Raw genomic sequence first — 13439 nt, 5'->3', positions numbered from 1 at the left:
AGCGCTCCGCCCAGCTCCCGCGTGGCAGCGCTGCTTGACGACCCCAAGAGAGGTCAGCTCATGTCTCCCGATTCCCGCAGAAGCCAAGCGCCCTCGACTCCTCCGTCAGCGTCCGCATCACCGTCACCGGATGCTCGCCCGGAGGACGAACGGCTCAGCCCGGGCAAGACCGTCGGCTACGGCGTCCAGCACATCCTCGCGATGTTCGGCGGCGTCATCGCCGTTCCCCTCATCGTGGGTGGCGCCGCCGGCCTCGACGTCGGCCAGAAGGCGCTGCTCGTCGCCTGCGCGCTCTTCGTCAGCGGCGCGGCGACCGTGCTGCAGACCATCGGGGTGCCGTACTTCGGCTCGAGGCTCCCCCTCGTGCAGGGCATCTCGTTCGCGGCCGTCTCGACCATGCTCGCCATCATCGGCAGCAACGGGGAGACCGGACTCCAGACCGTGTTCGGCGCCGTCATCGTCGCGAGCGCCATCGGCCTCATCGTGGCCCCGTTCTTTGCCAGGATCGTGCGGTTCTTCCCTCCCGTCGTGACCGGATCGATCATCACCGTCATCGGCCTCTCCCTGATGCCGGTCGCGGGACGCTGGGTGACGGGCTCCGACCCGACCGCCGAGGGATTCGCATCCGCCGACAAGATCGGCCTCGCCCTGCTCACCTTCGCGGTGGTGCTCATCCTGAGCAAGATCCGCGCCCTCTCCCGGCTCGCCGTGCTGCTGGGCCTCGCGATCGGCACGGTCTTCGCGCTCATCCTCGGCCAGGCCGACTTCGACGCCGTCGGGTCCGCGTCGATCTTCGCGTTCCCGCAGCCCTTCGCCTTCGGCATGCCGATCTTCGAGATCGGCGCCATCGTCTCCATGACGATCGTGATCCTCGTCATCATGGTCGAGACGACGGCAGACGTGCTGGCCGTCGGAGAGGTCGTCGGAACGAAAGTCGACTCGCGCCGCGTCGGCGACGGGCTGCGCGCCGACATGCTGTCCTCGCTCATCGCCCCCGTCTTCAACTCGTTCCCCGCGACCGCCTTCGCGCAGAACGTCGGACTCGTCGCACTGACCGGCATCAAGAGCCGCTTCGCCGTCGCGGCCGGAGGCGGGCTGCTGGTCCTCCTCGGCCTCTCCCCCATGGCCGCCGCCGTCTTCAGCGTCATCCCGAGCCCCGTGCTGGGCGGCGTGGGCATCGTGCTCTTCGGCAGCGTCGCGGCCAGCGGCGTGCGCACCCTCTCGAAGGTCGACTACACCGGCAACAACAACATGATCATCGTTGCCTCGTCGCTGGCCTTCGGGCTCATCCCGGTCGTCTCGACGCAGTTCTGGCACGCGTTCCCCGACTGGTTCGTGACGATCTTCGACTCGGGCATCAGCGCGGCGGCGATCGTCTCGGTGGTCCTGAACCTCTTCTTCAACGTGTGGCTCCCCGGCACCCCGGAGCAGCCGTCGAACCTGGCGGCCGCCCCCGCACTCCGGGTGCAGACCGAGGAGCTGCGGGTGCTGAAGTCCGGTGGCTCACTCGACGAGCACTCCTACGAGCACAACCCGACGCCCGTCGAGCAGGGCACCCGCGCCCGCACGTCGGGGCCGGACGAAAGCTGAGTATCCGGTCGGCGGGTGCAACCGCCCGGAATGACTCCGACCCCGCCTCGGTTGCACCCCAGTGTCCAGTTCGACACAGCGGAAGGCGACAACATGAAGGTGTTCCTGACCGGAGCGACCGGCTACATCGGCTCGGCAGTCCTGCGCGCGCTCCTCGCGAACGGCCACGCCGTGACCGCCGCGGTGCGCAGCGAGGAGAAGGCGGCGCTCGTTCGAGAGACCGGCGCGAAGGCGGTTGTCGTCGACCTCACCGACCGAGCGGCGCTCGCCCCGCTGCTCCGCCAGGCGGAGGGCGTCATCCACACCGCATCGGCGCAAGACGTCGACCCCAGCTTCGTGCCCAACGTGCTCAACGAGCTGGTGCACTCCCCGACGCAGTTCGTGCACACGAGCGGCATCTGGCTGTTCGGCGACAACTCGTCCATCACGGAGGAGTCCGAACCCGACGCACCCGAGATCGTGTCGTGGCGCGTCCCCATCGACCGCCAGGTCATCAACAGCAACGTCAACACCGCGATCATCGCACCCGCGGTGGTCTACGGCGGGCAGGGCGGCGTCACCCAGCTCCTCGCTGGTGACGGGTCCGGCCCCGTGTCCCTCGTCGGCGACGGCAGGCAGCGGTGGACACTCGTCCACGTCGACGACCTCGCCGAGCTGTACGTCCGGGTCCTCGAGAAGGGTGCCGCCGTCGGCTACGTGATCGCGGCCAGCGGAGAGAACCCCACGGTTCGCGAGATCGCCTCGTCGGGGCACGGCACGGTCGAGCTCGTCGAGGAGACACCGGATGCGAGCCGCGAGCGGCTCGGCGCCCCCTTCGCCGACGCGCTCCTGCAGGACCAGGCCGCGACCGGGCAGTACGCGCGGGACGCCTACGGGTGGACGCCGACGTCCGGTGACTGGCTGAAGGCCGAGCACAGCTGAACGACGACCGCCGTGCGGGCGACATCCGCTCGGCTCCGTAGGCTGGTGCCATGAGCACGTTCGGCGCTCCGGAGGTCGACCGGAGGAGCCTGCCCCTCTATGAGGCAGGCTCCATCGACGTGCCGTATGTCATCGACGGCATGAACGAGGCGATCGAGCGCAACACGTTCTGGGAGGAGCACTCCCACCCCACGCACGAGCTCATCTGGAACACGCGCGGCGCGTCCTCGCTGACCGTCGGCCCACGCACGTGGACGATCACGCCGGCCGTCGGCCTCTGGATCCCCGCCGGGGTCAGGCACACGGCGTGGACGCCGGCCGGCACCTGGTACCGGACGGCGATGTTCAGCGTGCAAACGACGGCCCCCATCGCCGACGAACCTGTCGCGGTCGACGTCACCGACCTGCTGCGCCTGCTGCTCGACCGTCTCGCGGAGCCCGGACTCGACGACGCGTCCAGGGCGACGACCGAGGCGATGGTGCTCGACGTGCTCGCCCCCTCCCCGCATGAACTGCTGCTGCGCATCCCCGACTCTCCCCTGCTCGCTCCCATCGTCGACGCGGTCAGGGCGGATGTCCGCGACGCTGGCACACTCGAGGAGTGGTCGGTCGAGCTGGGTGTGAGCGCCCGCACGATCACACGGCAGTTCCAGTCGGAGACCGGCCTGGGCTTCAGCCGCTGGGTCGCAACGGCTCGCATCCAGCGCGCCATCGTGCTCCTCACTGACGGAGAGAGCATCGACGACGTTGCGGTCGCCACGGGGTTCCGGTCGGCGAGCGCCTTCGGCACCGCGTTCCGGCGGGTCACGGGGATGAGTCCGGGGCGGTTCCGGGCTCAGTAGCCCTGGCGGGCTGAAGCAGCCGCCGATCGCGACCACACGCACCACACGGTGTCCGTTTCGCAAAGAAATGTGTCGGTTCGCCTCGATTGCAAACGCGACGCGCGTCGCTTAGCTTTGGTAAGGCACTCCTAACAGGGCAAGCTCTCGGCCCTGCACGGCTGCCGCTGACTTCGACACCGCACCCCGCCTCTCCACCGCCAGACGGCGTTCATCGGCGTGCGCAAAAGGCTCAGCTCCCCCCTCGAAAGGACACCATGCCCCGCGCTTCCAAGCTCGTCGCCCTCGCCGCGACAGCGCTGCTCACGGCAGGCCTCGCCGCCTGCTCGACCACCCCCTCCGCCGGCACGAACGCGGAGCCGGGCGCAGCGAACGGCGACTTCACGCCGATCACCATCGAGCACGCCCTCGGCACGACGGAGATCACCGAGAAGCCCGAGCGCATCGCCACGGTCAACTGGGCCAACCAGGAAGTGCCCCTCGCCCTCGGCGTCGTGCCCGTCGGCATGGCCAGGGCCGACTTCGGGGACGACAACGGCGACGGCATCCTCCCCTGGGTGAGCGAGAAGCTCGAAGAGCTCGGCGGCGAGACCCCAGTGCTCTTCGACGAGACCGACGGCGTCGACTTCGAGGCCGTCGCGGACACGAACCCCGACGTCATCCTCGCCGCCTACTCGGGCCTGACGCAGGAGGACTACGACACCCTCTCCGAGATCGCACCGGTCGTCGCCTACCCGGAGACGGCCTGGGCGACCTCGTGGCGCGACATGATCCGCCTCAACAGCCAGGGCATGGGCCTCGAGGCCGAAGGCGACGCACTCATCACCGAGCTCGAGGGTGAGATCGAGGCGACGGCGGCCAAGTACCCGGCCATTCAGGGCAAGAAGACCATGTTCCTCACCCACGTCGACGAGACCGACCTCAGCCAGGTCAGCTTTTACACGACGCACGACACCCGCAGTGCCTTCTTCGAGGACCTCGGCATGACGTTCCCGCAGAGCCTCGTCGACGCGTCGGCATCGACCGACCAGTTCTCGCAGACCATCAGCGCCGAGCAGAGCGACACGCTCGCCGACGTCGAGATCATCGTCACCTACGGTGGCGAGGAGCTCGTCCAGACCCTCCAGGGCGACCCCGTGCTCTCGCAGATCCCCGCCGTCGCCAACGGCTCGATCGTCAACCTGCCAGGCACGGAGCCACTCGGCACGGCCGCGAACCCCACGCCGCTGTCCATCTCGTGGATCCTCGACGACTACGTCGCGCTCCTCTCGCAGGCAGCAGAACAGGTCAAGTGACCCAGACCGCTCCTCCCGTAGCCGCCGGGGGTGTCGCCATCGTGCGACGCCCCCGGCGGCTGCGGGCGTTGTGGTTCCTCCTCGCGATCTCCTCGCTCGGCGCGCTCATCGTGGTGTCCGTCATGATCGGATCGCGCGACGTGAGCTGGGCGGATGCGGTGGCAGCCCTCGGCGGATCGACGAACGGCTTCGACGAGGCGGCCGTCGCGAAGCGCATCCCCCGCACCTTCCTCGCCGTCGCCGTCGGGGCCGCCCTCGGCGTCTCGGGCGCCGTCATGCAGGGCGTCACCAGGAACCCGCTCGCAGACCCGGGCATCCTCGGCGTCAACATGGGCGCATCCCTCGCCGTCGTGACGGGAATCGCCTACTTCGGCCTGTCCTCCGCGTCGAGCTTCATCTGGGTCGCCATCTCCGGCGCGGCCCTCGCGGCCGTCTTCGTGTACGTCGTCGGCTCGCTCGGGCGGGGCGGGGCGACGCCGCTCAAGCTCGCCCTCGCCGGCGCGGCGACGTCGGCCGCGCTCGCGTCGTTCGTGACCGCCATCATCCTGCCCCGGGGCGACATCAGTCAGAGCGCCAGGTCGTGGCAGATCGGCGGCGTCGGCGGAGGCACCTGGGACAGCATCTCGCAGGTCCTGCCGTTCCTCATCGTCGGCTTCCTCGTCAGCCTCGCCTCCGCGAAGGGCCTCAACTCGCTTGCCCTGGGCGACGATCTCGCCGCTGGGCTCGGCGAACGCGTCGCGCTGACGCGCGGCGCGGCGGCCCTCGGCGCCGTCGTGCTCTGCGGCGCCGCCACCGCCGTCACGGGCCCCATCGCGTTCGTCGGCCTCGTCGTGCCGCACGCCTGCCGCCTCATGTTCGGCGTCGACCACCGCTGGGTGCTGCCCTTCTCCGCCGTCGTCGGCGCCTCCCTGCTGACGGGGGCGGATGTGCTCGGCCGCATCCTCACCCGCCCGTCCGAGATCGACGTGGGCATCATCACGGCCATCATCGGAGCCCCCATCTTCATCTGGATCGTCCGCCGCTCGAAAGTGCGCGCCCTATGACCGCGACCCGCCCTTCGGGCTCTGCCGCGCCAGCCTCCTCGCCGACCTCGCTCGCCCCGGCCTCCCCGAACTCCGTCATCGAGGCGACAGCCCGCGCCGTCGCGCGCAGCCGCGGCCGACGCAGCGCGCGACGCCGACTGCTGATGCTGGTGCTCGTCGCTCTCATCCTCGTCGTCTTCGTCGTCTCGCTCATGGTCGGACAGACCTTCTACGGCCTCGACCAGGTCATCGCCGTCGTCCTCGGCCAGGACGTGCAGGGCGCGACCTTCACGGTCGGGCGGCTCCGACTCCCGCGTGCCGTACTCGCGATCCTCGCCGGCCTCGCGTTCGGCCTCGCCGGCGTCACCTTCCAGACGATGCTGCGCAACCCGCTCGCGAGCCCCGACATCATCGGCATCTCCTCCGGCGCCAGCGCGGCCGCGGCCTTCGGCATCGTCACGCTCTCGCTTGGCGCGAGCGAGGTGTCCTTCTTCGCGATCTTCGTCGGCCTCGGCGTCGCCATCCTCATCTACGTCCTGTCGTTCAAGGGCGGCGTCACGGGAACGCGCCTCATCCTGATCGGCATCGGCATCGCCGCCATGCTCGACAGCATCACCAACTACGTGCTCTCGCAGGCCGCCCAGTGGGACCTCCAGGAAGCGCTGCGCTGGCTCAACGGCAGCCTCAACGGCGCATCCTGGAACGCCATCCTCCCGGTCGCGATCTCGATCGTCGCGCTCGTCCCGATCCTCCTCGCCCAGAGCCGCAGCCTCTCGGCAACGCAGCTCGGCGACGACACCGCAGCGGCCCTCGGGGTGCGCGTCAACCGCACGAGGCTCATCGTCATCGTCACCGCCGTCGGCGTGCTCTCGTTCGCGACAGCCGCCGCGGGCCCCATCGCCTTCGTCGCGTTCCTCGCCGGACCCATCGCCGCCCGGCTCTTCGGCGGAGGCGGATCACTCCTCATCCCCGCCGGCCTCGTCGGAGCCCTCCTCGTGCTCGTCGCCGACCTCGTCGGCCAGTTCCTCCTCGGCACCCGCTACCCCGTCGGCGTCGTGACCGGCGTGCTCGGTGCGCCGTTCCTCATCTACCTGATCATCCGCACGAACCGCGCGGGAGGCTCGCTATGACCGCAGACCACACCCTCATCGTCGAGCAGCTCAGCCTGGGCTACGGCGACCGAGTCGTCATCGACGAGCTCGACCTCCTTGTGCCGCCAGGCAAGGTCACGGCGATCGTCGGTGCGAACGCGTGCGGCAAGTCCACGCTGCTGCGCTCCATGTCGCGGCTCCTCACGCCTCGCGACGGGCACGTCCTCCTCGACGGCAAGGAGGTGCACAGGACACCCGCGAAGCAGCTCGCTCGCATCCTCGGGCTCCTCCCCCAATCCCCGATCGCCCCCGAGGGCATCACGGTCGCCGACCTCGTCGGCCGCGGTCGCCACCCGCACCAGAGCATCCTCTCCAGGTGGAGCCACGACGACGACCTCGCCGTCGCCGCCGCCCTCGAAGCGACCGAGACGACGGCTCTCGCCGACCGCCACGTCGACGAACTCTCCGGCGGGCAGCGGCAGCGAGTGTGGATCGCGATGGCCCTCGCCCAGCAGACCGACCTGCTGCTGCTCGACGAGCCGACGACCTTCCTCGACGTCAGCCACCAGATCGAGGTGCTCGACCTCCTCACCGACCTCAACCATGCCCGCGGCACGACCATCGTCATGGTGCTCCACGACCTCAACCTCGCAGCGCGCTACGCCGACCACCTCATCGCGCTCGCCGACGGCGGACTGCACGCAGCGGGCGAGCCCGGCGACGTCCTCACGGTCGACACGGTGCGCGCCGTCTTCGGACTCGAGAGCCTAGTGGTGCAGGACCCCGTCTCCGGCCGGCCGCTCATGGTGCCCATCGGTCGCCACCACTCGGCGGATGCACCCGTCACGCATCCCGAAGGTTCATCCGCGACAATTGGGGCTCGAACACACGCGTGATCGAGCGGGACCACACCCCGCTCTCTCCGCCGAGACGAAGGACAGGGTGCCGACCGTGAGCGATGCAGGCGTCGAGATCCTCGCTCCCCTCGGGCACCCGGAAGAGGTCGAATCCGGCAGCACGCCCAATGCGCAGCTCCCGGAACGCGCGGACGAAGCAGTCCCAGCCGGCTTCCCCTCACCCGCCCAGGGCTACTACTCCGGCCCCGTCGACCTCAACCGGCACCTCATCAACGACCCCGCCGCGACCTTCATCGTCCGCGTCAGCGGCGACAGCATGATCGGGGCCGGCATCTTCGACGGCGACGAGATCATCGTCGACCGCTCCCTCGAACCGCACGACGGCAACGTCGTCATCGCCGTCGTCGACGGCGAGCTCACCGTCAAGCGCCTGCGCTTCGAGCACGGCCGCGTGCGCCTCGCGCCCGAGAACCCCGCGTACGCCGACATCGTGCTCGAAGAGCTCAGCGAGCTCACCGTGTGGGGCGTCGTCACGAGATGCCTCCACCGTGTCTGAGATGACGGACGCGACGCGCGACTCGACCCAGGCCTCGCCGCTGGCGCTCCGGCAGCCCGCGATCGCCATCGTCGACGCCAACAACTTCTACGCATCCTGCGAGCGCATCTTCGACCCCAGCCTCGAAGGCAAGCCCATCGTCGTGCTCTCCAACAACGACGGATGCGTCATCGCGCGCTCCGAGGAGGCGAAAGCCGTCGGCATCCCGATGGGCGCCCCCTGGCAGGCCATCGCCCCGGAAGCCGCGATGAAGGGCGTCGTCGCCCGCTCCAGCAACTACGAGCTCTACGGCGACATCAACGCCCGCACCATCGAGCTCCTCGGCCGCTACACGCCATCGCAGGAGGTGTACTCGATCGACGAGAGCTTCATCCGGCTGCCAGGCGACCGCCGGGAGGCCCTCGCCGTCGCCCGCGAGATCAGGGTGGCGATGCGGAAGCTCATCGGCATTCCCGTCAGCATCGGGATCGCCCCGAGCAAGACGCTCGCCAAGCTCGCCAACCGCGGCTCCAAATCCGAACCATCGCTCGGCGGCGTCTGCCATCTCGGCGCCTACGGGCGCGAGCAGCTCAGCGGGATCCTCAGCACCATCGACATCGGCGACGTCTGGGGCGTCGGGCGCAAGATGGCCGCGAAATACGTGGGCCTCGGCATCCGCACCGCCCTCGACCTCCGCGAGTCCTCGCCCACCGCCATCCGCCGCCGCTACGGCGTCGTCCAGGAGCGCGTCGTCCAGGAGCTGCGCGGCATCGACTGCCTCCCCATCGACGAGGTCCCGTCGGAGCGCGAGCAGATCCAGTTCTCCCGCTCCTTCGCAGTGCCCATCTCGACGGTGCAGGAGCTCGAGGAGGTGCTCTCCGTGTACACGCAGCGCGCCTCCGCCCGGCTCCGCGCGCAAGGCTCGCTCACGCGGGCCATGAGCTGCTACGCGGCGACCTCCCCCTTCCGCGAAGGGCACGAGTCGCACGCCGTGTCCGTCGCCTTCCCGGAACCCACCGACGACCCGGTCGTGCTCTTCCGCGCAGCCGCCACCGCCCTCGGCCCGCAGCTGCGAGCCGAGCTGAAGTACGTGCGCGTCGGCGTCTCGCTCTTCGAGTTCGTCGCGCGAGACTCGTACGCGGCGCTCGACATCTTCGACGAGCGCGGCGAAGACAGGCGCGTGGGCGAGGCCCTCGACGCCGTCGCCGCGAAGTTCGGCCAGGAATCGCTTGGGCTCGGCATCGCCGGCCTCCGTAGCGGGCGGAGCTGGACCATGCGCCGCGACATGGTCTCACCCCGCGCAACCACCCACTGGGACGAGCTGGCGGTCGTCAAGGCGGAGTGAGTAGCGCAGTTCTCGGTTAACGTGAATTCTTGTTTTTAGCTCGCTGGATAGAACACATGTACCAACAACTGCTGAATGAAGTGCGCGTCGTATCTGGGGACAGACTCACTGAACCGCCAGCCGCACCCCAAGTGCTCCGAGAAAGTTATCCACCACCCTCTCGAATGCCGGTGGTCGTTCGTAGACTTTGGGCATGCAGCAGCGCGACAGACACGAGGGGTTGGGCACAGGGCCGAGCCCGGTTCCGGATCCGGGGTTCGACCCTTCGGACCCGGCTTCTGTCGCGGCTCGACGCTCGGAGATCCTCGCGATGGAGGAAGCAGCCGCGGCGATGCTCGCGGCCGGCACCGCCCTGCAACTGCGAGCCCACGCCGCCGCCTACGACTTCGGGCACGCCCTCGATGTCGCCGAGGGATGCGCGGAATCGGCCATGCACGTGCGATCGATCGCGAACGAGGTCGGCCTGCTCGTGAAGCTCGCCGCCGGCACCGCCCAGGGACACCTCGCGTCAGCATCGGTGACGCTGCGCGAGTTCCCGGCCCTCGCCCTCGCGCTCGAGAGCAATGCTGCGACGCCCGCGCAGGTGCACAAGCTCGTCGAGACCGGCCTGAAGATCAACCACGACGACCCGGCCGAGCAGACCCACCGGCGGGGCGAGTTCGTCCAGGTCATGCTGCAGCGCGTGCGCCGCGAGCCGCTCCCGCCGGCAGCGCTGCAGCACGCGGCCGAGCGCGTCGCGGAAGAGCTCACCGGGGAGTCCATCGAGCAACGCCACGAACGCGCCAAGCAACGGCGCCGCGTGAGCGTCGAGGACCTCGGCGACGGCATGAGCATCCTGCGGGTACTCATGAGCTCGTTCGTCGCGCACGCGATCCGCGACCGCGCGCGCAAGCAGAGCAAAGCCATCATCAGAGCCCGCCCAAAGCCCAGCATGCAGACCCCCGAGAGCAGCGAGATCGGAGACGCGGCAGCGCTCGACGAGCGCACCCTCGACCAGGTCATGTCCGACGTGATCGCCGACCTGCTCCTCACCAGCGACCCCACCGTCTCGAGCGCCGCGAAGGGCATTCAAGCCACCGTGCAGCTCAGCATCCCCATCACGACACTCCTCCCCGACCCGGCCAGGCCTGCACGCGCCCCGGCGCTGCTCGAGGGCATGTCCCCTATGCCCATCGAAGACGCGAAACACCTCGCCGCGACCGCACCCGCCTTCATCCGCCTCCTCACCCACCCCATCACCGGAGCACTCCAAACCGTCGACTCCTACACCCCCACCGCGGCCATGCGCGCCTTCCTGAAAGCCCGCGACATCCACTGCCGCTTCATCGGCTGCCGCCAACCCGCCACGAACTGCGAACTCGACCACACCATCGACCACCAATACGGCGGCACAACCGCCACCTGGAACCTCAGCGACTTCTGCAAAAACCACCACATCATCAAGCACCACACCGCCTGGACCGTCACCCAACACGACGGCGGCACCCTCGAATGGACCACCCCAAGCGGAAAAACCTACACAGACCACCCCGAACCCCACGGCCCCACCTTCACACCCACCGACCAACTGCCCTGGCGGCGAGGCGGCAAACCGCCCCGCGAACGAGACGAGGATCCCCCGCCCGCGGCACCCAGTGCCCCTGCGGAGCCACCGTTCTGACTCGACTCCACTCGAGGGTTGAGGAAGGGGTCCGTCGGCGTGCCGCCTGGGCCGTCGGCCCGCCGGCTTTACCCGGGAATAGGCGAGAAAGGGGCCCTGTTGCATTGCGTGTGACGACAGCAGCGCAGAACACATCTCAGGCCGCATCGACCCAGGCTCCGATTCGCATCGACATCTGGTCGGACATCGCCTGCCCCTGGTGCTACATCGGCAAGCGGAAACTGGAGAGCGGCATCGAGCAGTTCTCCGCGTCGGGTGACGCCCCGGCCGTGGAGATCGAATACCACAGCTACGAGCTGTCCCCCGATACGCCCATCGACTTCCACGGCTCGACCACCGAGTACCTCGCCGAGCGCAAGGGGCTCCCCGTCGTGCAGGTCGAGCAGATGCTCGACCGCGTCACCGGCATCGCGAAGGACGTCGGCCTCGACTACGACTTCGACTCCGTCCAGCATGTCAACACCGTGCGCGCGCACGAGCTCATCCACTTCGCGAAGGCCAACGGTCGCCAGCTCGACGCGAAGGAGCGCCTCCTCAAGGCCTACTTCGTCGAAGGACGCGACCTCAGCGACATCGCAGTGCTCGCCGACCTCGCCGAAGAGCTCGGCCTCGACCGCGCCGCTGCCGTGCACGCGCTCGAAGAGCGAGTCCACCACGACGATGTCCTCGCCGACCAGCAGCAGGCGCAGGCGTACGGCATCCAAGGCGTCCCGTTCTTCGTCATCGACGGCAAGTACGGCGTCTCCGGGGCCCAGGAGGCGGCGACCTTCGCGGATGTCCTGAACAAGGTCACCACCGACCGCGACAACACGACCGCGTGACCGACCACTTGACCGACGGCGTGAACGAGTCCGCCACCGCCACGACCGACGCCCCCACTACTGCTGCGGCCGTGGATCCAGCTGCGGCGGCTCCGGAGACGGCGACGGCGACTCCAGGTGCAACTGCGGATGCGGCCGCGACTGCGGGCTCGGGCACGGGCACTGGCACTGGCACTGGCACTGGCACTGGCACTTCGAGCGTGAGCACGGGCACTCTGAGCGCTTCAGGCGTGACGCCAGCTGCAGTGGACGCAAACTCGGACGCCGCTCCGGGCTCCGTTCAGGCAGGCGGCTTCACGATGCTGGGGGACGCAGGCATCGCCTGCGAGGGCGACGCCTGCCTGATCTGAGCAGAGCAGGGCAGAGCAGAGCAGAGCAGGGCTGCGTCCCGCACAGCAGCTCTGCTCTGAACTCCCCCGCCGCCGAGTCTGCAGGAAGAGCGCGAGTTGGCCCCGGCGCGCGTCTCCGCTCCTGAGCGGCGCGGGTGCTCCGGTGTGATGGACTCTCCCCATGGGATTCACGAGTTTCGTCGCCGTAGGTGACAGCTTCACCGAGGGCGTGGGCGATGAGCTGCCGGATGGCCGGGTGCGCGGCTGGGCCGACCTCGTCGCGCAGGGTCTCGCTGTCTCGTCACCGGAGCCGGTCACCTACGCGAACCTCGCCATCCGGGGGCGACTTCTCGACGCGATCCTCGAAGAGCAGCTCCCCGCCGCAATTGCCCTCAAGCCGCAGCTCATGAGCCTCAACGGCGGCGGCAACGACATCCTCCGCCCCCGCGTCTCCATCGATGACGTCGCCCAGCGGCTCGTCGACGGCGCCAAGCAGGCACTCGACGCCGGCATCCACGTCATCCTCCTCTCGGGCGCGAACCCCTCGGACCACCTCCCCATGGGTAAGCGCATCGCCGCGCGCGGAGACGCGCTCGCCGCCGCGGTGCACGCCAAGATGCCGCCGCAACCCGGCATCACCTTCGTCGACAACTGGGCGGACCCTGAGCTGCGCCACCTCGGCTACTGGTCGCGCGACCGCCTCCACATGGGGGTGAGCGGCCACCGGAGGGTCGCCGCGAACGTCCTCACCGCCCTCGACGTGCCAGCACCTGACTTCGGGCCCCAGACCCCCAGCATCCAGCGACCCCGCAACTCCGAGTACTGGCGTGAGTACGTGCTTCCCTGGATCGGCCGTCGGCTCACCGGCAAGTCGTCAGGTGACTCGCGCACGCCGAAGTACCCGACGCTCGACCCGGTCGCCACCGACTAGCAGCACGGTCAGCGAAAGAGGCGGCCCGCAGACGCTGCCGTCGATGTCATCGCTTATGAGAAAACCCTCTCATTCAGGCTTCGTGCCGTATAGTGGTTGAGTCGACGCATGGTCACCCCGCTTCTCGCGGACATTCCAGATCCTGCCTGTCGCCATCCGCGCCACCGGATCCGTGGCCACCAGGACCCAAGTCCGAGACGCCC

13 protein-coding genes are annotated in these 13439 nt (G+C 69.2%); all 13 read left to right on the top strand.

The window, feature by feature from the left end:
- Nucleotides 1-60: 60 nt before the first annotated feature.
- The 13 genes from C5E06_RS07585 (at nt 61) to C5E06_RS07525 (ending at nt 13236) form a co-directional block, all read left to right on the top strand.
- Nucleotides 61-1590 carry a nucleobase:cation symporter-2 family protein gene (locus C5E06_RS07585; protein WP_104306495.1) on the top strand — a complete coding sequence of 510 codons (1530 nt, stop codon included), beginning with the start codon at nt 61-63 and terminating at the stop codon, nt 1588-1590.
- Between the two features lie 93 nt (nt 1591-1683).
- The gene (locus C5E06_RS07580; RefSeq protein WP_104306494.1) at nt 1684-2511 is read left to right on the top strand and encodes an NAD-dependent epimerase/dehydratase family protein; all 828 of its coding nucleotides are present in this window, start codon (nt 1684-1686) and stop codon (nt 2509-2511) included.
- 50 nt (nt 2512-2561) lie between these two features.
- Nucleotides 2562-3353, top strand: a complete 792-nt coding sequence (locus tag C5E06_RS07575) for an AraC family transcriptional regulator (protein ID WP_104241014.1) — start codon at nt 2562-2564, stop codon at nt 3351-3353.
- Between the two features lie 254 nt (nt 3354-3607).
- Nucleotides 3608-4645 (top strand): iron-siderophore ABC transporter substrate-binding protein, encoded by a 1038-nt coding sequence (locus C5E06_RS07570; protein ID WP_104241013.1) that lies wholly within the window; start codon nt 3608-3610, stop codon nt 4643-4645.
- Nucleotides 4642-5688, top strand: a complete 1047-nt coding sequence (locus tag C5E06_RS07565; protein ID WP_219820192.1) for an iron ABC transporter permease — start codon at nt 4642-4644, stop codon at nt 5686-5688. Before C5E06_RS07570 ends, C5E06_RS07565 begins: the two co-directional genes overlap by 4 nt.
- Nucleotides 5685-6797, top strand: a complete 1113-nt coding sequence (locus C5E06_RS07560; protein ID WP_104306493.1) for an iron chelate uptake ABC transporter family permease subunit — start codon at nt 5685-5687, stop codon at nt 6795-6797. Before C5E06_RS07565 ends, C5E06_RS07560 begins: the two co-directional genes overlap by 4 nt.
- Nucleotides 6794-7654, top strand: a complete 861-nt coding sequence (locus C5E06_RS07555) for an ABC transporter ATP-binding protein (RefSeq protein WP_104306492.1) — start codon at nt 6794-6796, stop codon at nt 7652-7654. Before C5E06_RS07560 ends, C5E06_RS07555 begins: the two co-directional genes overlap by 4 nt.
- 55 nt (nt 7655-7709) lie before the next feature.
- Complete coding sequence (locus C5E06_RS07550) at nt 7710-8171, top strand: LexA family transcriptional regulator (RefSeq protein WP_258063096.1); 462 nt, start codon at nt 7710-7712, stop codon at nt 8169-8171.
- 1 nt (nt 8172) lies between these two features.
- A complete protein-coding gene (locus C5E06_RS07545; protein ID WP_104306491.1) occupies nt 8173-9495 on the top strand; it encodes a Y-family DNA polymerase in 1323 nt (440 codons plus the stop codon).
- A gap of 193 nt (nt 9496-9688) precedes the next feature.
- A complete protein-coding gene (locus tag C5E06_RS19595; RefSeq protein ID WP_104306490.1) occupies nt 9689-11155 on the top strand; it encodes an HNH endonuclease signature motif containing protein in 1467 nt (488 codons plus the stop codon).
- Between the two features lie 110 nt (nt 11156-11265).
- Nucleotides 11266-11976, top strand: a complete 711-nt coding sequence (locus C5E06_RS07535; RefSeq protein ID WP_258067558.1) for a DsbA family oxidoreductase — start codon at nt 11266-11268, stop codon at nt 11974-11976.
- Nucleotides 11973-12326 (top strand): hypothetical protein, encoded by a 354-nt coding sequence (locus C5E06_RS18940; protein ID WP_146081328.1) that lies wholly within the window; start codon nt 11973-11975, stop codon nt 12324-12326. Before C5E06_RS07535 ends, C5E06_RS18940 begins: the two co-directional genes overlap by 4 nt.
- Before the next feature lie 160 nt (nt 12327-12486).
- Nucleotides 12487-13236, top strand: a complete 750-nt coding sequence (locus C5E06_RS07525) for an SGNH/GDSL hydrolase family protein (protein ID WP_104306487.1) — start codon at nt 12487-12489, stop codon at nt 13234-13236.
- Nucleotides 13237-13439: the final 203 nt, after the last annotated feature.

The organism is Pseudoclavibacter sp. RFBI5 (assembly GCF_002931395.1).
Classification (GTDB): Bacteria; Actinomycetota; Actinomycetes; order Actinomycetales; family Microbacteriaceae; genus Pseudoclavibacter.
Note: the sequence above shows the minus strand (reverse complement) of the source record. Positions and strands in the feature narration are given on the sequence as shown.

Coding starts and splice junctions, on each gene's coding strand:
- C5E06_RS07585 (WP_104306495.1), top strand. CDS start 61: ATGTCTCCCGATTCCCGCAGAAGCCAAGCGCCCTCGACTCCTCCGTCA.
- C5E06_RS07580 (WP_104306494.1), top strand. CDS start 1,684: ATGAAGGTGTTCCTGACCGGAGCGACCGGCTACATCGGCTCGGCAGTC.
- C5E06_RS07575 (WP_104241014.1), top strand. CDS start 2,562: ATGAGCACGTTCGGCGCTCCGGAGGTCGACCGGAGGAGCCTGCCCCTC.
- C5E06_RS07570 (WP_104241013.1), top strand. CDS start 3,608: ATGCCCCGCGCTTCCAAGCTCGTCGCCCTCGCCGCGACAGCGCTGCTC.
- C5E06_RS07560 (WP_104306493.1), top strand. CDS start 5,685: ATGACCGCGACCCGCCCTTCGGGCTCTGCCGCGCCAGCCTCCTCGCCG.
- C5E06_RS07555 (WP_104306492.1), top strand. CDS start 6,794: ATGACCGCAGACCACACCCTCATCGTCGAGCAGCTCAGCCTGGGCTAC.
- C5E06_RS07545 (WP_104306491.1), top strand. CDS start 8,173: ATGACGGACGCGACGCGCGACTCGACCCAGGCCTCGCCGCTGGCGCTC.
- C5E06_RS19595 (WP_104306490.1), top strand. CDS start 9,689: ATGCAGCAGCGCGACAGACACGAGGGGTTGGGCACAGGGCCGAGCCCG.
- C5E06_RS07525 (WP_104306487.1), top strand. CDS start 12,487: ATGGGATTCACGAGTTTCGTCGCCGTAGGTGACAGCTTCACCGAGGGC.